This window comes from Myroides profundi, assembly GCF_000833025.1.
GTDB lineage: Bacteria > Bacteroidota > Bacteroidia > Flavobacteriales > Flavobacteriaceae > Flavobacterium > Flavobacterium profundi_A.
This window is the reverse complement of record NZ_CP010817.1, coordinates 1,247,166-1,267,297: the sequence shown is the minus strand read 5'-3', so window position 1 is coordinate 1,267,297 and position 20,132 is coordinate 1,247,166. Positions and strand designations below refer to the sequence as shown.

Sequence of the window (20,132 nt, the reverse complement as noted above, 5' to 3'; positions counted from 1 at the left end):
AAAGCAGATAACTTACTCTTTTAGAACTTTGGCAATGCCAAAACTCAAAAACAAAGCTATCAATAACAATACACAAATTAAAGCCAACACTACTGCAAACGCTAAAGTATAATCTATAATTTGAGCAATGCCAAAAAACATACTTCCAATAGCAGCTACTCCAAATGCAGAACCTATCTGTAAACCACAGTTTACTACTCCTGAAGCAAGCCCTGCAAACTGAACAGGTATATTACTTAAGCTTAATCGAACTACAGAAGCTAACGTAAGTCCCATACCACATCCAATCACAAACAAATCAGCATTAAACAACAAGGAATCAAAGCTATACAAAGTATATAGTAATAATAAAAAACCTACAGCATAAATAACTAATCCCAAAGAAAGAATACTTTGTTTAAAATATCTACTAATCACAGAGGAACTCAATGACATAATAATAAACCCAATACCAAAAGGAATAATAGCCTTACCAGCCTCCATACTTGTCCAATGTAATTCTTCTTGTAAATAAATACCTAACACTAAATAAAACACTCCACTTGCATAATAAAGAAAACTTGTAATCACACCTAACTTCAGATTCTTAAACTTAAAGATAGTAAAGTCAACTAATATACTCTTCCCTTCATGTTTACGCTTATTCTGAACCTTGACAAACAAGTACAAAAACACTACTGAAGCAACTAAGAATGCTATAGTCTGTATATCTATTCCCCTCTCCACTATAGTAGTCAAAGGATAGATAAAACTCATTAATCCTAAACTCAATAAAGCAGTTCCTCTATAATCAACTTTCTCTATTGACTTAAGCTCTTGTTTAGGCAAGGCTATAATTGCCATGACCAACGCAAATAACCCGACAGGTAAATTAACTAAAAATATTACACGCCATCCTAAGTTAAACACATTCCACTCTATCAATACTGCCCCAAGATATTGTCCTAATGCAGCGGCTATTCCAAAAGTAAAACTATACAACGCCATTACTAGGCGTTTCTCTCTTTCGTCAAAAAGCGTGTGTAATATCGCCAATACCTGAGGGATCATTACTGCTCCTGAAACACCTTGCATCACTCGCCCAGCTATCATAACAGTGGGTGTCTGCGATATTCCACATAAAACTGAGGAACTAATAAACCCCACTAAACCAATTATAAATATCTTTCTCCTTCCATAGATATCTCCAAATCTCCCACCTGATATCTGAAACACAGCATAAGCACAAGTATAGAAAGATACAATCATCTGTAATTCACTACTACTTGATTGAAGAGAGTGTTGTATAGAAGGCAATGCTAAATTGACAATATAAAAATCTAAAGGTGAAAGTATAGTAGCTACTAATAATATAAATAGTATAAACCATTTGTCTCTAAAAATCATAAAACACATTTTAAAAACTTAGTCAAAGCTTTACCTCGACTAAGCTATTATTACCTTACAAAATTCCTAAACTATTCACTCCTATTGATAACGCATATAGAATTATAAACAACCCTAAACGTTATTTATCAGCTTACTGATAACTAAAAAATAACTCCTCTCCCTCACCATGTATGACTTTACACCCTACTCCGAAGATTGTTTTAATATTCTCAGGTGTCAATAAATCAATAGGCTTCCCTTGACTATGTACTGTAGTGTCCTTTAAAGCATAGATATATTCACAAAAGTTAGCGATTAATGATAAGTCATGCATGGTAGCTAATACACCTATTCCTAACCCTTTTACGATCTTTAGTATTTCTAATTGGAAGCGAATATCTAAGTGATTCGTAGGCTCGTCTAAGATAATTAGTTCAGGTTGCTGTGTTAGAGCTCTTGCCAAAAAGATACGTTGTTTCTCTCCTCCTGATAAAGTAGAAAGAGACTTGTCTTTATAATCTAACATATCTACTTGTTCTAAACTTTTTAAAGCCAAGTGATAATCCATTTCATCAAAAGCCTGCCACCTTGCCTTAAACGGTATTCTTCCCATCAAGACAACATCTAATACTGTTGTATCAAACGTAGTATCGTTAAACTGTCCTACGACAGCTATTTTTCTTGCCATCTCTTTTAGAGAGAAGTCCTTCATATTCTTTCCTTTGTACAGTACCTCTCCACTTTTCGCTTTGAGTACGCGATAAATAATCTTTAACAGCGTTGACTTACCACAGCCATTACTTCCAACTACTCCTACGAATTGACCAGCTTTTACTTGTATACTTACCTTGTTTAAAATCTCTCTTGTAGGATAACTAAAAGAAACCTCTCTCACATCTAATAATACTTCGCCCATTATATTCTCTTTTTATTGGTTAGTAAGATTACAGCAAACAAAGGACACCCTATCAACGCTGTGACAATACCAATAGCTACTTCACTCTGAGGAATAAGTACTCGGGACAACCAATCTGCTCCTACTAAAAAGAAAGCACCTATCACCGCACTAAATAACAGTGTCCAATAATGTTTACTCCCCACTATACTTCTTACGATGTGAGGAATAGTTAATCCTACAAAGCCAATCACTCCACAGAACGAAACCACTAAGCTTGTCAATACTGTTACTAAGACAATCATAATAACACGTTGTACATTAGGGTTAATCCCTAATGTTACAGCTGACTCATTGCCCATCATCATCGCATCCAGCTCCTTAGCGTGTAATAAAAAATAACCTAACACTAATATCAAAGCAACAAATACAATACCGACTTGTGTCCAACTTACCTGTGCTAAACTTCCCATACTCCAGAATGCCACAGCTCTCACCTTTTCACTATCTTCAGCTACATACACTAACGCATTTGACAGTGCTGCACAGAAAGCATTAATTACTGTACCTGCTAATATTAGATACAAAGTAGATACACGACTATTCTTTAAACTTAACATAAAGATAAAGAACGTAGCTCCGCTCGCTCCTATAAATGCCATAATAGGTATACCTAACTCACTTAATACACTTCCTCCTACTCCTATCCCCAATACGATAGCAATAGTCGCTCCTAAAGAAGCACCAGAAGAAATACCTAATAGAAAAGGATCTGCTAATGGATTCTGTACAGTCGACTGCATTACTGCTCCACAGATAGCTAAAGCTGCTCCTACTCCTATCGCCATCATAACTCTTGGCATACGCATAGTCAGCAGTACCTCTTCTATAATAGACAGACGTATTCCTCCTTCTGAGTACACCACTTCTGCCTCTGCATTTAAGAGATGTTTTAAGTCTATTATTGTTATTGGTATTTGTCCTGATAAAACTGCCCAAATTGCCGTAATGAGTACAACAATCAATAAAGCAATTAAATAGATATACTTCTTTTTATTTTGTTTCATTTGTAATTTTTGGATATATAAAAGATAGTAACTGTTGATAGAGAGACACAAACTCCAATCCTCCACTTACAGCATTAGAATAGTCTACTGTCATTATGCGATTATGTTGTACAGCATCTAACTGTCTTAGCACTTTGTGTTCCTTAAAATAGTGAAGTAAATCAGATAGACTATTTGCCTGAAAGCTCGACAGAATAATATAGTCAGGGTTAAGACTGACCATATATTCTATAGATACAGGAATGACCATATTCTTACTCGTTAGAAACTCTACATTAAAGTCTGCTAACATAGAACCCACTAGACATTTATCTTGTGTATAACAGTAGTAAATATCACTCGAACGAACATTCGCTAAGAACAATACTCTCCTTGCTTTTCCTTTTTTAGCAAGAGGCACTTCATTCTTTAACTTTTGTAATTTCACTTGTTCTTCTTTAATAAATGCTTCTACTTCCTTCTCTTTTTTAAACACTTGACCGAAGGTGCGTAAGTCTTTATAAAACACCTCTAAAGTACGTGCTTCATTAAAGTCAAATACCTCTGTCACCTCAACGCCCTTCTTCTGCCAGAACTCCTTACTTCCACTTCGCTTAGCCTTAAAAGCAGACTCCATCCCAAACAGATGAGTCGGTCGGGTAGCAATAATAGATTCTATAGAAGGCCAGAGTGAAGTCAATATAGGCCAATCTGTATATTCACCTTTCTTTACCTTCTTATCAAGATACCCTACTCCCACTACCTGATCTTTAGCATCGAAGTGTTTGACCATTTCCATAGCTTGTTGACCGAATATCACAATCCTTTCTTTCGATTGACTATAGATATTTTGAAAGCAAATAAGGCAAAGCACAAGTACTCCTCTCTTCAACATATACATCATTGCTTAAAAGCTATAACTTAAACTTAGTTTTAGATTAATAGGATCTTCTGGTCGCCAGTAATAGAACCCTCCTCTTGAGTTGTAATAAGCTCCGTTATATAAATAGCGATCAAATAGATTATTTACTAATAGAGACACCTTTAAATCATCCTTCTTCCAACTCGCACCAACATCTACACGAGTATAGTCTGGTAATGGATCTCCACTTCCTCCACCAAAGGCCCATGTCTGACGGTCTCCCATAAAAGTAACTCCTCCCATAAAAGACAAGTTCTTTAGCAGTCCATCCTCTATTGTATAATCAACCCAAGCATTAGCTATATGCTTAGCATATCCACTTACCTTTGTTCCTTTCTCAGCTCCTTTAGTAGCCTTCGTTACTTCAGAGTCAGTATAAGCATAATTCAAATTGATATTTAATCCTTTAGCTAATCTACCTGTGATATCTACCTCTACCCCTTGTGTTCTCGTTTGTCCTAACTGTAATACATAGCTCTCACCAGGTGCATTACTTGGGTCATTAGATAGGTGGTTATTTTTTGTGATACTGTATAAAGACACAGTTGACTGTAATCGTTTATTAAAGAGGTTATTCTTTACTCCAAATTCTATATTATGTCCAGTCAATGGAGTTACTGAAGAACCATCTTTTTTAATTCCTGTCTGTGGCACAAAGGTCTGATCATATAGTCCATACAGATTCGTATGATAGCCTAACTTATAACTTACCCCAAAGCGTGGAGTAAACTTATTGTTGCTTCTGTTATCTCTATTTCCGTTCTCTTTTACAGTAGTATAACGACCTGCAACCGTCACAAATAACTTCTCTTCGAAGAATGCCATCTCATCCTGTACATACACACCTGTATAGCTCTGTCCTACATCAGCCTGCCCAATACCATATTCTGCCACACGCTGACGTAGAGGCTTACTTCTATCAAACTGAGGATAACCATGCACTGGCTTTTGATAAGCATCGTTATAAATATTAAACGTACCTATATCATCGTAGTCAAACTTCTGACTCCAGTCCACGATATAGCGTTTATGTCCCATATCTACCCCTCCTAGTATCTTGTGTTTAATAGCCCCTGTCTCTACCTCACCATTTACGAATACTTGTCCTACAGTAGTTGTATTCTCAGCATCCCATAAGTTACTTGTTCTTACGAAGTCACCTTTATCATCTATATGCGTCACCCACATATACTGTCCCTCTTGATCAAACTTAAAATACCCTACCTGAGCATTCAATGTCCATTGGTCATCAAGCTTTGTTTTCAGATGCGCATTAAAGCTGTGGTCATTCATAACCGATGGTTCAAAGCCAGGGTCACCAAAACTGCGTTTACGAGGCAACGTAGCAAATCCTTCTTTAGAGAATAGATAATCAGCTCCAAAGTCAGCTAGCTTTAATCGTTGATAGACATACTCAGTCTTTAAAGTTGTTTTATCACTTAATTTGAATAGGAATGAAGGAGCAAAAGCGATACGTTTATTAAACTGAAAGTCTCTATATCCATTCTTACTACTTCCCATTAAGTTGATACGATAGAATACTTTATCGCTCACAGGAGTTAAGTTACCTTCCACATCAGCACTTGCACGCATAAAGTCAAAGCTACCATAGTTTACTTCTATTCTTTGTCTTGTTTGTTCTGTAGGCTTTTTAGTAACCACATTATAGATACCTGAAGGTTCTCCATTAGACATCATAAAGCCCGCAGGCCCTTTTACAAACTCTATATGATCTACAAAACTCATATCCTCAGCCATAGGACCATAAGTAGATGATACATTCATCCCATTTCTAAAAGCAGACGCTCGCGCACCACGCATATTGATACGAGCATATACATCACCCCATTCTTCTAATCGTACTGCTCCACTCACATTACGAGTGATACCGTCTGTCAATGTTGTGATCTGGCGTGCTTCTATTAACTCATTAGAGATAACCTGAATATTCTGAGGCACATTCTCTATCGCCTGACTTAGACGCAAAGACTCTGAAGTTTTCTTTTTGACAAAAGGACTATTCTCTAAAGTGATTACTACATTTTCTAACTGTTGAGAAGACATCTTTAAGCTATCTTTCACCTCTTGTGCTAAAAGCCCATGACTACTAATAAGCATTAGTAACGATAGACTGATTATATGTTTATTCATAACTTTATGTGTTTATATTATTTAAATCCATTTTAAATAACCAATCGCAAAAGTCCTATATTCAGTGACAGTACACATAACGCTATAAGGTCATAAAACAACGTTAGAAGAAGTATTATAACTAACTACAAATCATTTCACTAACAACTTATTTAAAACTAATATAAATACTTATTTTTGCAGATGATAAGAAACATAAGTTATGTTACAAGGAAATAATCAAGGAAACTTAATCGTAGATAGTCATCATATAGAAGGAGCTACACATACTATGGATATCACAGTGATCCATACCGCTGTGGCGAGTATAAAACACGGGGTATACACTGCCGAAGAAGACTTCTATCACACCGTACTTCCTACTAAAGAATCTATCCTTACATGTAGCTGTATACAAGGAAGTAGTTTAACGCTAAACCATGATAATCTCAACATTCATGAGCAAGGGGCTCTATTGTTTAAAGAAAGAGCTGTTCCTTATGAACACATTATGAAAACAGCAAAAGACAAAAGAGGAGAATTTTTAGAAATAGCAGTAAACAAAACCTTTGTCACCAACTTATTTGAAGAAGAAAAAGAATACTTAGAAGAACTATTAGGTAGCCAATCTTCTAAACTCATCTTTGACTTAAATCTTAATACATTACAAGTATTACAACAGCTTATCTCTAATCCATATCAAGGAAAACTAGCTGAGCATTATATCAATAATAAAGTAGAGGAAGCTCATTTATTACAATACCACAATTGGAGTTATAATAGAACCCATAAAGAATTAAGCCTTCACCGAAAAGATGAACAGGCACTACACGAAATCAAATCGTATATCACAGAGAATTATAACAAAGACTTCACGATACAAGAGTTAGCACTGAGAGTAGGTATTAACCAAACCAAACTAAAGAAAGGCTTTAAAACACTCTTTGGGACGACTACGTTTAAGTATATCCATGACCTGCGCATGCAGAAAGCTTTAGAAATGATAAAAAGTAGAGAGTATAATATCTACGAGATAGCAGAGTATGTAGGTTATAAACACAGTCACCACTTCTCCACAGCATTTAAGAAGTACTATGGTCAACTACCTACTAAGATGAAGGTGTAACATACAAAACACTAAAAAAACTCTGAATACCAATACATTGAATACATTTATACAAACAAATTTGCTTACATTTGTGGTATGAAAAAGATATATGAACAATATAAAGGTATTCATCCAGGCATTATACTTGATAGAGAATTAAAGAAACGTTCTATTAAGCAGAGACCTCTTGCCTTATTACTTGATGAACATCCTCAAACCTTCAATGCAATCACAAAAGGAAAAAGAGCTATGCCTATTCCATTAGCGCTTAAAGTAGAGCGAGAATTAGGAATAGAAGAAGGTACTTTCTCTATTTTACAAGTTTACTATGATATCGCTAAAGTAAAAGAAACAGAAGCTACTAAACCAAATATATCACTATTAACCCCTGCTCTATTTTGGGATACAGATATCAATAAAATTAATTGGACAAAACAATATAAGTCTGTAATCCTACGCATTTTTGAAAGAGGAAACGAAACTGATAAAGAAGAAATAGTACGCTTTTATGGGGAAGATAAGGTAAATGAAGTATTAAGATCTGCCGACAATAGCTTACAGTATTCACCTAAGATAAATAGACTTTAAAATCAGATGCTTTACTATAACACTATCACGAATACGCTAAAAGAAGTCCTCTCAATACTTATGAAGCACCCTCTTTTTAAAGATTTTAGGTTAGTGGGTGGTACGGCATTAAGTTTACAAGTTGGGCATCGTATGTCTATAGACATTGACCTATTCACAGATAACCCCTATAGTACTGTTGATTTTGATTAAATAGACACTTTTCTACAAAACACTTTCCCATATTGTACTCACTTCTCTAATCTTCCCCCTTCTATCGGCAAAAGCTATAATGTAGGAAACTCTAAAACTAATTCTGTAAAACTAGATATTTATTATACAGATACCTTTATTCAGTCACCTATGGTAATTGACGATATTAGAATAGCTACTATAGATGAAATAATAGCTATGAAAGTCGATGTTGTACAACGTGGTGGTCGTAAAAAAGACTTTTGGGATTTACATCATTTTATCAACCAGTATTCTTTTAAACAAATGCTTATGTTACATCTATTAAGATATCCATATAACCATGAAGCAGAAATAATAAAAGCAAATTTTAGTGACTTTACACATGCTGATGATGACTTTGATCCTATTTGTTTAAAAGGTAATTATTGGGAGTTTATAAAAGAAGATTTAAAAGATTTTGTGGACTAACTCATAGTATAAGTTATTAACTTCTTAATAAGCTACTCTCTCTATAAATCAGATTATAAAAAACACACCTCCAATGTGTCAATAAACACATAGAAGAATATAAATATTAAGGTAGTACTATGGTCAACTAATCAGTAAGATAAAAAACTAATCTATACTACCAACTCCTTTCATATAAAAACCTTTCCTTGTTCCCTTTCTTATCTTTAAATCTCTTATTTTAGTCATTTAATACTATAACCCATGATTAGAAAAGCACACTTAGACGACATCCCTGCGATACATAAACTATACAGTACTCTCTTTGACGGAATGGCAGCATTAGAGCCTGCCTATATGAAGGTAGCACAGCAAGACACTGCTTTTATAGAAAGTGTTATCAAAGGAGAAAATGATTTTATTATTTTTGTAGCAGAAGACGATAAGGAAGTTCAAGGTTTTGCTATAGCACAGTTACAGAGTGCACCACCCTATAACTGCTTTGTACAGCAACGTTTAGTTTACCTAATGGATTTAGTTGTTAACCCTGATAGTCGCGGAAAAGGCTATGGAAAGAAGCTAATCCAAACTGTCAAAGAATGGGGAGTTCAAAATAAGGTAGACTACTTCGAACTAAGTGTTCTCTCTCAAAATAATAAAGCAATAGACCTATACCTAAGAGAAGGGTTCGAGACCTTTAATATCTCTATGCGTATGCGCCTTGACGACAAAGCATAAAATAAATGAATCAAACTGACTATGCACTAGGTATCACAGTACCGATAGAGGCAGATTATGTATTATCACCTACTGTACTGTATGATGACGAACTTACAGGTATCTACTTTAACACAGAAGATGAGCAATACGGACGTATCACATTTAGTAATCTAGATGCGATACGAGTATGTCGTGGAGAATATCTTCCCTATCCAGATGACTGGACAGAAGATAAGGAAGTGCCTTGGGTCTATGTAGTACAGCATTCTAAATGGCAGATGGAACGATATAGGTATGAAAAAAGTCATTATGGAAGAGCTTATGAATTCGGTGGTGATGTAGAAGATATGCTTACCGACTTTAAGCATTATATCTTTAAGTTTCACGACCAATTTGTTGAAGTTATCGCAAGAGGTTTTTGGTGGGAAAAGGACACTAAATCTTTAATGAACCAACCTCTACAAGTAGGTCATCCCTTCTTAAACTTACCAACTGAAGAAGCAACTTTACATCAAGCCCATGGGTTAACTACTCAGATTACTAAAAATACGCTACCTATAGATGTACTGATAGAACATACTCAATATTGCTCTCAGAAGTTATATCAATTTGCTTTAATACTCGAAGGTACAGCCAGTGTGGACAACACTGTCTCTATAGTGAATAAAGATGGAAAAGTACAGAGTGAACTAAGAGGTTACTTTGGTAGAAAAGCGCAGACATTCGATGGGATTCCAACTTTAGAAAAAGTCCTTCCCTATATAGAAAACTACATGTCAGAAGTAGCAGAAAGAAGAAGAGCAATGGGAAAATAGATTCTATTTTCATTCTATTGCTCTCTAGAACTTCTAATTAATGACTCATAAGATATTTCAGATTACCTAATTATCCTAAACTACTCTAGTTTTCTAGCTGAATGGTATTAGATTGATTTGGTATAAGTCCGTACTGTGTCCGTTATGAGTCCGTAGTGAGTCCGTTATTTTGATTAAAATAACGGACTGAATATGGATTCATATCTTTATTACTACTTACACATTTCGAATGAGATCAGACCTAGACATTAAGAGTAGTAAAAGGGATTCACTAGATTATTCTTAAGAATTACACAGTATCATTCGGAATCTATCTCTTTTGTAAGGATACATTTTATCAATTTACCTTTAGCAGTTGATATTTTACCATCTTAGACTGTATTATTTAATTCCTTAATTCTTATACAAATTCAAATATACATCCTAATTAACTGACAACAAACAAGGTGTAGTAATTAACACTGAATAATAAATCTCTATTTTTTTAACAAATCATAGCTCCTACCTAACTGTTTTTTCACTATATTTAATGAACACTATTTTAGATAAAAAAGTTGCGAATTATATATGACAGAGGAAGAAATTGATTTAGAAAACAAAGCAATTGCTAAAGAATACAAAGAGCTTTTAAAAATAAGTTATCAGACCTTATCTGAGGATGATAAAAAATTAATCCGTAAAGCATTTGATGTAGCGGTTGAAGCTCATAAAGACCAAAGAAGAAAATCTGGAGAAGCTTATATTTTCCACCCAATTGCTGTAGCCAAAATTGTTGCTTCAGAGATTGGGTTAGGCCCTACTTCTATTGCAGCTGCTTTAATGCATGATGTAGTAGAAGATACGGATATTACAGTAGAGCAAATAGAAGAATGGTTTAATCCTAAAATTGCCAAAATTGTTGAAGGATTGACAAAAATGGCGCTGTTAGAACCAGATCCTCATATTTCTATGCAAGCGGAGAACTACCGCAAGATGCTTTTGACCTTAAATGATGATGTACGTGTAATCTTAATTAAGATAGCTGACCGTTTGCACAATATGCAGACTATGGAAAGCATGGTAGATTATAAACAGGCCAAAATAGCGTCTGAGACACTGTATATCTATGCGCCACTAGCACATAGACTAGGGCTATTTAACATCAAAACTAAACTAGAAGACTTAGGATTAAAATATACTGAACCTCGCGTATATCAAGACATTCTTAACAGAATGAAAGAAAGCAAGGAAGAACAAGATCAGTATATACAGACCGTAAGTGATATACTTAAAAAGTCATTAGACGAAGAGCAAGTAGAATACTCTATGAAAGGTAGACCGAAATCTATCTACTCTATCCGTCGTAAAATGAAGGCTCAGAACGTAACCTTTGATGAGGTGTACGATAAATTTGCGTTGCGTATCATTTATAAATCTACTCCTCACGATGAGAAGTTTATCGCATGGAAGATTTATTCTATTGTGACAGACCACTTCCGCCCTAGCCCGAACAGACTTAGAGACTGGATATCAGCTCCAAAATCTACTGGATATGAGGCACTACACATCACAGTGATGGGACCTAAGGGAAGATGGATAGAGATACAGATACGTAGTGAGCGTATGGACGAAATAGCGGAGAAAGGGTATGCTGCTCACTATAAGTATAAACAAGGTATCACAGAAGAAAACAGTTTAGACAGATGGCTTAATCAACTGAAAGAAGCATTAGAAAATGCGGAAGCAGATGCTGTAGATTTTGTAGAAGACTTTAAGCTGAGTTTATATGCTAAAGAGATTTACATCTTTACTCCTAAAGGAGAAATTAAATCTCTACCTAAAGGAGCTACAGCCCTTGACTTTGCCTTTGCGATACACTCAGAGGTAGGTTTGCGTACTAGAGGTACTCGTGTCAATGGTAGACTAGTACCACTAAATCACGTCCTTGCCAGTGGTGATCAAGTAGAAGTAATCACATCAGAAAACAAAAAACCTAGCGTAAGTTGGCTAGATTATGTAACTACGACTCGTGCTAAAAACAAGATTAAAAGTTCATTAAATGAAGATACGAAGCGTATAGCAGAAGATGGTAAAGAACAACTACAGCGCAAGCTAAAACATCTGAAGGTAAATCTAGACGAAAAAACGGTCAATGAGATGGTAGCTTATTTTAAGCTAAAAACAAGTCAAGATTTATTCTATAGAATTGGGGCTGGTGTCATTGATAACGTTCAGTTAAAAGAATATGCTGCTAATAGAAACAACTCTTTATTTAGCTTCTTTAAAAAGACGATAAAAAGAGCACCTTCTATCCCAGCTATCACAGATACAGCTGCTAATAAAACAGGTGATTTACTTGTATTCGGTAAAGACAATGAGAAGTTAGATTACAAGCTAGCTACTTGTTGTAACCCTATACCAGGTGATGATGCATTCGGATTCGTAACGATAAATGAAGGAATAAAAGTACATAAGACTGACTGTCCTAACGCAATCAGTATGCGATCTAATTATGCTTATAGAATCATCCAAGCACATTGGGTAGATTCTAAGGAAGCGATGAACTTCGAAGCGACTATCAATATTACAGGTCTTGATTCTGCTGGTCTAACTACTGAGATTACGAAGATTATCATAGAAAGTAAAGTCATCAATATTCGCAGTATCTCATTAAGTGAAAATGCTGGAATATTTAAAGGATCTATCACAGTGATCGTTCCGAACAATGATGTACTGAAAAAAATGATGGGTAACCTTAAGAAAATCGAGGGAATAGAAAAAGTAACACGTGTAAATCCATCATAAAATAATTATAATTTATTCGCATATAGACTAACCTTATTTGATTTATTATAATTCAAACGAAAATAGCTCTATATTTGCAACTAAGATATTTTTGAATATGGGAAGTGAAAAAAATCAAGAAATCGTAAAAAATGTGTTCACGAAGTTTTTAGAAGAGAGAGGACATCGTAAAACACCTGAGAGATATGCTATTCTTCAAGAAATATATGATAGCGAAGAGCACTTTGATATAGAGTCTCTTTATATCAAAATGAAGAATAAAAATTATCGTGTAAGTAGAGCAACGCTTTACAATACTATTGAAATTCTTTTAGAATGTGGGCTTGTAAGAAGACACCAATTTGGTCAAAACCAAGCGCATTATGAGAAGTCATATTTCGATAAACAACATGATCACATTATTTTAACTGATACAGGAGAAGTAATCGAGTTTTGTGATCCTCGTATACAGACTATTAAAAAGACAATTGAAGAAATCTTTAATATAGACATCCACAATCATTCTCTATACTTCTATGGAAATAGAAAAACAGTAGAAGAGGAAGAACAAGTGGAAAACAACAACTAATTTTCAAACTTTTTAACAACACAAACAATGACAGTAGACTTACTACTAGGCTTGCAATGGGGCGATGAAGGAAAAGGTAAAATCGTAGATGTACTAACTTCTAAATATGACATCATTGCTCGTTTTCAAGGAGGACCAAACGCGGGACACACTTTAGAATTTGATGGGATTAAACATGTATTACGCACTATCCCTTCTGGAATTTTCCATAAAAATTCTATTAACATCATTGGAAATGGTGTAGTGATTGACCCAGTAGTTTTCATCAAAGAGATTGAGGGATTAGAGAAGTTCAACATCGACATTTACACAAGATTATTAATTTCTAGAAAAGCTCACTTAATCTTACCTACTCACCGCTTACTTGATGCAGCTTCTGAAGCAGCAAAAGGAAAAGCTAAAATCGGTTCTACATTAAAAGGTATTGGCCCAACTTATATGGACAAAACTGGTAGAAATGGATTAAGAGTTGGAGACATTGAACTTGCTGACTTTAAAGAGCGTTACCGCAACTTAGCAGACAAGCATGAGGCAATGATTAAGTTCCACGATGTAGAATTGCAATACAACTTGGCTGAATTAGAAGAAGAGTTCTTCGCAGCAGTAGAGCAATTAAAGAAATTAACGTTCATCGATAGTGAAAACTATATCCATACAGCTCTAAGAGAAGGTAAATCAGTCCTAGCAGAAGGTGCTCAAGGATCACTGTTAGACGTTGACTTTGGAACATATCCATTCGTTACATCATCTACTACTACAGCAGCAGGTGCATGTACAGGATTAGGAGTAGCTCCAAATAAAGTTAAAAATGTATTTGGTATTTTTAAAGCTTATACTACACGTGTTGGTAGTGGACCATTCCCTACAGAATTAGATAACGAAATCGGTGCTACTATGGCTACTGTAGGTCGTGAGTTCGGTTCTGTTACAGGACGTGCTAGACGTTGCGGATGGTTAGACCTAGTAGCTTTAAAATACGCAGTAGACGTGAATGGAGTTACAGAATTATACATGATGAAAGCTGACGTATTATCAGGTTTTGAATCATTACAAGTATGTACTAAATACTCGTATAAAGGAGAAGAGATCACTCACTTACCTTACAATATCGAGCCAGAAAACGTTGAACCAATTTATGTTGAGAAAAAAGGTTGGAAAGCTGACTTAACAGGATTGACAGAGTATGATCAATTACCAGTAGAACTAAAAGAGTATATCAAATTCATCGAAGATGAAGTAGGTGTACCTGTAAAAATAGTTTCTGTAGGTCCAGATAGAACACAGACTATCGTAAAATAAGATACTTAAAAAACACTTCTTAGGAAGTGTTTTTTTTTGCCCTTCTCCTACCCTGTTTATAAATTCTTCTTAACTAAAATCTTTGTACGCATTTTTTACTTAAATTTGAAAAAAATATAGTGACTTGAGAACAATACCGTATTATTTACTTTTTATACTATTCGCATTACTAGGTTTTAGTCAAAACAAAAAAAAAATCATCATACATCACGCAGACTACTCTGATATCAATCATGAGGTACTGCCAGATGCCGTAATCTTAACAGGAAATATCTCTGCTGAGCATGACGGTATGAATATGACATGTAATAAAGCGTACTTCTTCGAAAAAGAAAATTACCTAAAGCTTTTTGGGAATGTACACATTGTACAAGGTGATACCCTAACGATGAATAGCCATTATGCTGAATATAATGGAATCAATGGTTTTGCTTATGCACAAGGTGATGTACTACTTACTTCTCCAGACTCTACCTTAGAGACAGATACTTTAAAGTATGATCGTTTCAAAGACCTTGTATTCTATGATAGTCATGCCACTATTCACAACAAGGGTAGCGTATTAGAAAGTGAAAAAGGACGTTACTACACTACTGAAAAGAAATTCCAATTCTTCACAGCTGTAAAAGTAACTTCAGATAAAGGAACAGTGATCAAGTCTAATCACTTAGATTTTTATGAAGTACCACAACACTCGTATGTATTTGGCCCTTCAACAATAACTAACAAAGAAGATTACATCTATACAGAAAATGGTTTTTACGATGTAAAAAACGATTTAGGTAAGATGGTAAAAAACTCTTTTATCTGGTATGATAAAAGAAAAATAGAAGGAGACTCTATCTATTATTCTAAACTAAAAGATTTTGCTTCTGCAACGAATAACGTTAGAATAACAGATACAATCAACAAAAGTAAAATAACGGGACACTACGCAGAGTTATACAAAGCTCAAGACTCAATGTTCGTTACTAAAAAAGCTTTAGTTAGTATGAAGTCACAAGAGGGAGATTCTGTATATATGCATGCTCCACGTATCTTACTGACTGGAAAAGATAAAGAGCGTGTAATACGTGCCTTTAACGATGCTCGTATACTACGTGATAGTATGAGTGGTAAAGCTGACTCTATTCACTGGAGTGAAAAAGTGGGGCTAACACAAATGATAGGTAAACCTGTTATCTGGAATGGAGATAGCCAAGTTACAGGTCGTTTTATTCACCTACTAAGTAATGCAGAGACTCAGAAGATGGACTCTCTAAAAGTATTAGAAAATGCCTTCGTGATTCAAAAAGATACTATCGGTGATGGTTATAATCAATTAAAAGGTGTTAACTTATACGGTAAATTTAAAGAGAATAAACTAGATGAGTTAGACTTGATTAAAAATGCAGAGCTTATCTATTATATGTATAATGATAAGAACGAACTAGTCGGTATAGATAAAGGGATTTGCAGTCATATCAATGTTACTTTCCTAGAAGGTAAGATTAATACGGCTACGAAGTATGTAGATCCTAAAGGAGACTTATATCCTGAAAAGTTACTACCTAAGAATGCTCGTCTATTAAGGGATTTCTTATACAGAGGAGACGAAAAAATAAACTCATTAGAAGATATATTCACTGATGAGGAACTACATAAAGAGAAAAAAGGAGAACAAGCAAGAGAAGACATGAAAGAAGGTTATAACAAGCCTATAGACATTCTCCCTGAAACAATAAAAGCGACACCTGGTCTATCTAAAAAGCTAGAAGAGGACAGCAAAAAACAAGAAAACAAAGCGCCTAAAAAAGGCAAAAAGTAAAGTAATGAAAGAAGATTTTTATAAATATCAAGCACAGACTTCACCTAATCCCCTAGCAATGGAGATCTCTCATGCTAAAGGATCTTATATATATGACAAGAATAACAAAGCGTATTTAGACTTCGTAGCAGGTGTATCTGCATGTACATTAGGACATCAACACGAAAGAGTAAATAACGCGATTAAGGATCAACTAGATAAGTATTCGCATGTAATGGTATATGGTGAATACATCCAAGATCCTTCTGTAGAATTCTGTAAACTACTAGCAGAGAACATCCCTGCTCCGCTAAATAAAACCTATTTAGTAAACTCAGGTACTGAGGCTACTGAAGGTGCTTTAAAATTAGCAAAAAGAGTAACAGGAAGAAGTCAACTGATCTCTTGCTTTAACGCTTATCATGGTAACACTATGGGATCTATGAGTGTTATGGGATTTGAGGAAAGAAAGCGTGCTTTTAGACCATTACTTCCAGATGTGGACTTCATTCACTTTAACTGTGTAGAAGACTTACAAAAGATAACAACTAAGACAGCTGGTATCATCTTAGAGACTATACAAGGAGGTGCTGGATTTGTAGAGCCTTTTGATGGGTTCTTAACGAAAGTACGTGAAAGATGTACTGAAGTAGGTGCCTTAATGATCGTAGATGAAATCCAACCAGGTTTCGGTAGAACAGGTAAACTGTTTGGGTTCCAAAACTATGATGTAGTTCCTGACGTGATCGTTATGGGAAAAGGTATGGCTAGTGGGATGCCAGTAGGTGCATTCACTGCTAGTGATGAACACATGAATCAGTTATATGACAATCCTAGATTTGGTCATATCACTACTTTCGGTGGGCACCCTGTTATCGCAGCAGCGAGTTTAGCTACTTTAAGAGAATTAGTAGAAACTGACCTTATGGCTCAGACACTAGAAAAAGAAAAGTTATTTAGAGAACTATTAGTTCACCCTCTTATTGAAGAAATCAGAGGTCGTGGTTTAATGATCGCTCCTATGACACCTAGTGCTGACATCACTAATAGAGTGATCATGAAGTGTCAAGACAAAGGATTAATATTATTCTGGTTACTATTTGAAGGAAAAGCGATAAGAATCACTCCTCCCCTTACAGTATCAGAAACAGAAATAAAAGAAGGATGTGCTATCATCATTGAAGCACTAAATGAAGTACAAAAAGAATTAGGATTATAATATCCTAAATAATCAACTTAAATACAAATATGCATTTAGATAACGAAGAAGAAGAATACAAATTATCTCTATCTCGTTTTGAGTCTATGTTAAAGACCAATAAGGTTTTGTTTTTTGATTCAGAAGAGTTTGAGAATATCATTCTACACTATCTCGATTCTGGAAAGCTAAACCTAGCGAAAAAAGCGCTAAAACTGGGACTAGAACAACATCCTAACTCTATTGGGTTAAAACTGGTAGAAGTAGAATTATTAGTATTCCAAAACAAATTAGAAGCTGCTGACCGCTTATTAAACGAAATAGAGAGTATCGATCCGGAGAATGAAGAAGTTTTCATTCAACGCGCTACTGTATACTCTAAAAAAGGAAGACATGAAGAGGCTATTGTATCTCTACAAAAAGCATTGACTCTGACAGAGGATCTAGCTGACGTCTACTCTTTATTAGGAATGGAATATCTATTATTAGATAAAATAGATCAAGCAAAAGATAACTTTATCCTATGTCTAGAACATGATGAAGAGGATCAGTCTGCTTTATATAACGTTATATACTGCTTTGACTTCCTTAGTGAGAATGAGGAAGCTATAACGTACTTAACTAAATTTATTGATAAGAATCCATACAGTGAGATTGCTTGGCATCAATTGGGAAGACAGTATTTCACTGTTAAGAATTATGAGAAGGCAGAGTGGGCTTTTGATTATGCTACCCTGATAGACGAAGAGTTTATCGGAGCTTATATCGAAAAGGGAAAAACGCAAGAAAAACTAAATAAGTATAAAGAAGCCATTGAAAACTATATGACTACGCTAGAGTTAGACGATCCTAACTCTTATGTACTTATGCGTATAGGTAGTTGTCATGAGAGTCTTAATAACTTCCCACAAGCTTATCAGTATTACAAAAGAGCGGTACATGAAGATCCTATGCTAGACAAAGGTTGGATTGCATTAACTGATTTATGTATCATAGAAACTAATTACGAAAAAGCATTATTTTATCTACAAAAAGCATTACAAATTGATGAGTTCAATGAAAAATACTGGATAAGACATGCTATTCTAAATAAAACATTGTTTAACTTTGAAGAAGCTGAACGAGGTTATAAGGTAGCTGCAGAGCTTGGAACTGATATTGTAGAGCACTGGACTGGTTGGGCAGATGTATTATATCTTCTAGGAGATTTTGACACTGCTATACAAAAGCTTTTACAAATAGCTAACTTCCATCCTAATGATGCTGAGATAGATTATAGACTAGCTGTTATACACTTTACCCTACATGATATAGATAAAGGTACAGAATGTCTAACAAATGGTTTAAACAAGAACTTTGAAAAGAGAACAATTATAGAGACATACTTCCCTAATCAATGGGAGAATCCTATAGTACAAAGTATTATCAAAAATCACAATAAACAATAAAGCTATTCTTCTGAATAGCTTTTTTTATAAGAACTCAATATGACTAAACGCTACGGATTAATAGGTAAAAACATAGATTATTCTTTCTCACGTGCCTACTTTGCAGAAAAGTTTGAGAAATTAAAAGACAAAAAAAGTATATATGTAAACTTTGATTTACAAAACATAAATGAGTTTTCTAAAATACTTGAAAACCATAAAGATATTAAAGGGTTAAATGTAACTATACCTTATAAACAATCTATTATTCCATATCTAGACTCACTTTCTAAGAAAGCTATAGCTATAGGAGCTGTCAACACGATTCAGATTAATAAAAAAGGGCAGTTAAAAGGATATAACACAGACTGGTATGGGTTCTACCATTCTCTAAAACCAATGCTAAAGTTTCATCATAAACGCGCCTTAATACTTGGTACTGGAGGAGCTAGTAAAGCAATAGAATATGCTCTTAAGAAATTAGGTATAAAATACACTTTCGTAAGCAGAACGAAAGAAGAGTACAACTTAACTTATAGCGAACTAACTGAAGAGGTAATGAATCATTATACTATCATAATCAATACTACCCCTGTTGGAACTTTTCCTAATATAGATCAGATGCCTGAAGTCCCTGTACACTTGCTATCAAATAGACATATAGTATACGATCTTATCTATAATCCTGAGGAAACTACCCTAATGAAAGAAGCAAAAGGATATGGCGCAAAAGTAAAGAATGGCTACGAAATGCTAGTACTTCAAGCTGAAAAAGCATATAAGATTTGGAATAAACCATTCAGTCGAGATTAATACTAAATAATTGATATAATTAGTTCTAGCAAAAGAAAAGTGCG

The 20,132-nt window shown here is 34.8% G+C and carries 18 protein-coding genes; 13 read left to right on the top strand and 5 right to left on the bottom strand.

Features of this window, described 5'->3' with window-relative positions; genetic code table 11:
- Positions 1–12: 12 nt before the first annotated feature.
- The 5 genes from MPR_RS05640 to MPR_RS05620 form a co-directional block, all read right to left on the bottom strand.
- Positions 13–1,386: an MFS transporter gene (locus MPR_RS05640; protein ID WP_041890095.1), complete on the bottom strand. Its 1,374-nt coding sequence runs from the start codon at positions 1,384–1,386 to the stop codon at positions 13–15.
- A 133-nt stretch (positions 1,387–1,519) separates the two neighbouring features.
- A complete protein-coding gene (locus tag MPR_RS05635; protein WP_041890093.1) occupies positions 1,520–2,284 on the bottom strand; it encodes an ABC transporter ATP-binding protein in 765 nt (254 codons plus the stop codon).
- The gene (locus tag MPR_RS05630) at positions 2,284–3,330 is read right to left on the bottom strand and encodes a FecCD family ABC transporter permease (protein ID WP_041890090.1); all 1,047 of its coding nucleotides are present in this window, start codon (positions 3,328–3,330) and stop codon (positions 2,284–2,286) included. Before MPR_RS05630 ends, MPR_RS05635 begins: the two co-directional genes overlap by 1 nt.
- Positions 3,317–4,204, bottom strand: coding sequence for an ABC transporter substrate-binding protein (locus MPR_RS05625; RefSeq protein WP_235280578.1), 888 nt, complete (start codon positions 4,202–4,204; stop codon positions 3,317–3,319). Before MPR_RS05625 ends, MPR_RS05630 begins: the two co-directional genes overlap by 14 nt.
- A 12-nt stretch (positions 4,205–4,216) precedes the next feature.
- Complete coding sequence (locus MPR_RS05620) at positions 4,217–6,382, bottom strand: TonB-dependent siderophore receptor (protein WP_041890084.1); 2,166 nt, start codon at positions 6,380–6,382, stop codon at positions 4,217–4,219.
- 202 nt (positions 6,383–6,584) lie between these two features.
- Here MPR_RS05620 and MPR_RS05615 point away from each other — a divergent pair, with 202 nt between their 5' ends.
- The 13 genes from MPR_RS05615 (at position 6,585) to MPR_RS05560 (ending at position 20,088) form a co-directional block, all read left to right on the top strand.
- Positions 6,585–7,487 carry a helix-turn-helix transcriptional regulator gene (locus MPR_RS05615; RefSeq protein WP_041890081.1) on the top strand — a complete coding sequence of 301 codons (903 nt, stop codon included), beginning with the start codon at positions 6,585–6,587 and terminating at the stop codon, positions 7,485–7,487.
- A gap of 78 nt (positions 7,488–7,565) precedes the next feature.
- A complete protein-coding gene (locus MPR_RS05610) occupies positions 7,566–8,057 on the top strand; it encodes a helix-turn-helix transcriptional regulator (RefSeq protein WP_041890078.1) in 492 nt (163 codons plus the stop codon).
- A gap of 60 nt (positions 8,058–8,117) precedes the next feature.
- Complete coding sequence (locus MPR_RS18870) at positions 8,118–8,249, top strand: nucleotidyl transferase AbiEii/AbiGii toxin family protein (protein WP_235280572.1); 132 nt, start codon at positions 8,118–8,120, stop codon at positions 8,247–8,249.
- Complete coding sequence (locus MPR_RS18865) at positions 8,250–8,699, top strand: nucleotidyl transferase AbiEii/AbiGii toxin family protein (protein WP_349267131.1); 450 nt, start codon at positions 8,250–8,252, stop codon at positions 8,697–8,699.
- 243 nt (positions 8,700–8,942) lie between these two features.
- Positions 8,943–9,416 carry a GNAT family N-acetyltransferase gene (locus MPR_RS05600; RefSeq protein WP_041890076.1) on the top strand — a complete coding sequence of 158 codons (474 nt, stop codon included), beginning with the start codon at positions 8,943–8,945 and terminating at the stop codon, positions 9,414–9,416.
- 5 nt (positions 9,417–9,421) lie between these two features.
- Positions 9,422–10,213: a hypothetical protein gene (locus MPR_RS05595; protein WP_041890073.1), complete on the top strand. Its 792-nt coding sequence runs from the start codon at positions 9,422–9,424 to the stop codon at positions 10,211–10,213.
- Between the two features lie 567 nt (positions 10,214–10,780).
- Positions 10,781–12,997 carry a RelA/SpoT family protein gene (locus MPR_RS05590; protein WP_041890069.1) on the top strand — a complete coding sequence of 739 codons (2,217 nt, stop codon included), beginning with the start codon at positions 10,781–10,783 and terminating at the stop codon, positions 12,995–12,997.
- 97 nt (positions 12,998–13,094) lie between these two features.
- Positions 13,095–13,565: a Fur family transcriptional regulator gene (locus MPR_RS05585; RefSeq protein ID WP_025124782.1), complete on the top strand. Its 471-nt coding sequence runs from the start codon at positions 13,095–13,097 to the stop codon at positions 13,563–13,565.
- Between the two features lie 27 nt (positions 13,566–13,592).
- Entirely contained in the window at positions 13,593–14,864 is a 1,272-nt protein-coding gene (locus MPR_RS05580; RefSeq protein ID WP_006259442.1) for an adenylosuccinate synthase, read from the top strand.
- 124 nt (positions 14,865–14,988) lie between these two features.
- Positions 14,989–16,671, top strand: coding sequence for an OstA-like protein (locus MPR_RS05575; protein ID WP_041890066.1), 1,683 nt, complete (start codon positions 14,989–14,991; stop codon positions 16,669–16,671).
- 4 nt (positions 16,672–16,675) lie between these two features.
- A complete protein-coding gene (locus MPR_RS05570) occupies positions 16,676–17,869 on the top strand; it encodes an aspartate aminotransferase family protein (RefSeq protein WP_041890063.1) in 1,194 nt (397 codons plus the stop codon).
- A gap of 29 nt (positions 17,870–17,898) precedes the next feature.
- Positions 17,899–19,296, top strand: a complete 1,398-nt coding sequence (locus MPR_RS05565) for a tetratricopeptide repeat protein (protein WP_041890061.1) — start codon at positions 17,899–17,901, stop codon at positions 19,294–19,296.
- Positions 19,297–19,335: 39 nt separating this feature from the next.
- Entirely contained in the window at positions 19,336–20,088 is a 753-nt protein-coding gene (locus tag MPR_RS05560; protein WP_041890059.1) for a shikimate dehydrogenase family protein, read from the top strand.
- The last annotated feature ends 44 nt before the right edge of the window (positions 20,089–20,132 follow it).

Bases quoted from the DNA above. Each gene is read 5' to 3' on its own strand.
- MPR_RS05640 (WP_041890095.1), bottom strand. From the start codon at position 1,386: ATGATTTTTAGAGACAAATGGTTTATACTATTTATATTATTAGTAGCT.
- MPR_RS05635 (WP_041890093.1), bottom strand. From the start codon at position 2,284: ATGGGCGAAGTATTATTAGATGTGAGAGAGGTTTCTTTTAGTTATCCT.
- MPR_RS05630 (WP_041890090.1), bottom strand. From the start codon at position 3,330: ATGAAACAAAATAAAAAGAAGTATATCTATTTAATTGCTTTATTGATT.
- MPR_RS05625 (WP_235280578.1), bottom strand. From the start codon at position 4,204: ATGTTGAAGAGAGGAGTACTTGTGCTTTGCCTTATTTGCTTTCAAAAT.
- MPR_RS05620 (WP_041890084.1), bottom strand. From the start codon at position 6,382: ATGAATAAACATATAATCAGTCTATCGTTACTAATGCTTATTAGTAGT.
- MPR_RS05615 (WP_041890081.1), top strand. From the start codon at position 6,585: ATGTTACAAGGAAATAATCAAGGAAACTTAATCGTAGATAGTCATCAT.
- MPR_RS05610 (WP_041890078.1), top strand. From the start codon at position 7,566: ATGAAAAAGATATATGAACAATATAAAGGTATTCATCCAGGCATTATA.
- MPR_RS18870 (WP_235280572.1), top strand. From the start codon at position 8,118: ATGAAGCACCCTCTTTTTAAAGATTTTAGGTTAGTGGGTGGTACGGCA.
- MPR_RS05600 (WP_041890076.1), top strand. From the start codon at position 8,943: ATGATTAGAAAAGCACACTTAGACGACATCCCTGCGATACATAAACTA.
- MPR_RS05595 (WP_041890073.1), top strand. From the start codon at position 9,422: ATGAATCAAACTGACTATGCACTAGGTATCACAGTACCGATAGAGGCA.
- MPR_RS05590 (WP_041890069.1), top strand. From the start codon at position 10,781: ATGACAGAGGAAGAAATTGATTTAGAAAACAAAGCAATTGCTAAAGAA.
- MPR_RS05585 (WP_025124782.1), top strand. From the start codon at position 13,095: ATGGGAAGTGAAAAAAATCAAGAAATCGTAAAAAATGTGTTCACGAAG.
- MPR_RS05580 (WP_006259442.1), top strand. From the start codon at position 13,593: ATGACAGTAGACTTACTACTAGGCTTGCAATGGGGCGATGAAGGAAAA.
- MPR_RS05570 (WP_041890063.1), top strand. From the start codon at position 16,676: ATGAAAGAAGATTTTTATAAATATCAAGCACAGACTTCACCTAATCCC.
- MPR_RS05565 (WP_041890061.1), top strand. From the start codon at position 17,899: ATGCATTTAGATAACGAAGAAGAAGAATACAAATTATCTCTATCTCGT.
- MPR_RS05560 (WP_041890059.1), top strand. From the start codon at position 19,336: ATGACTAAACGCTACGGATTAATAGGTAAAAACATAGATTATTCTTTC.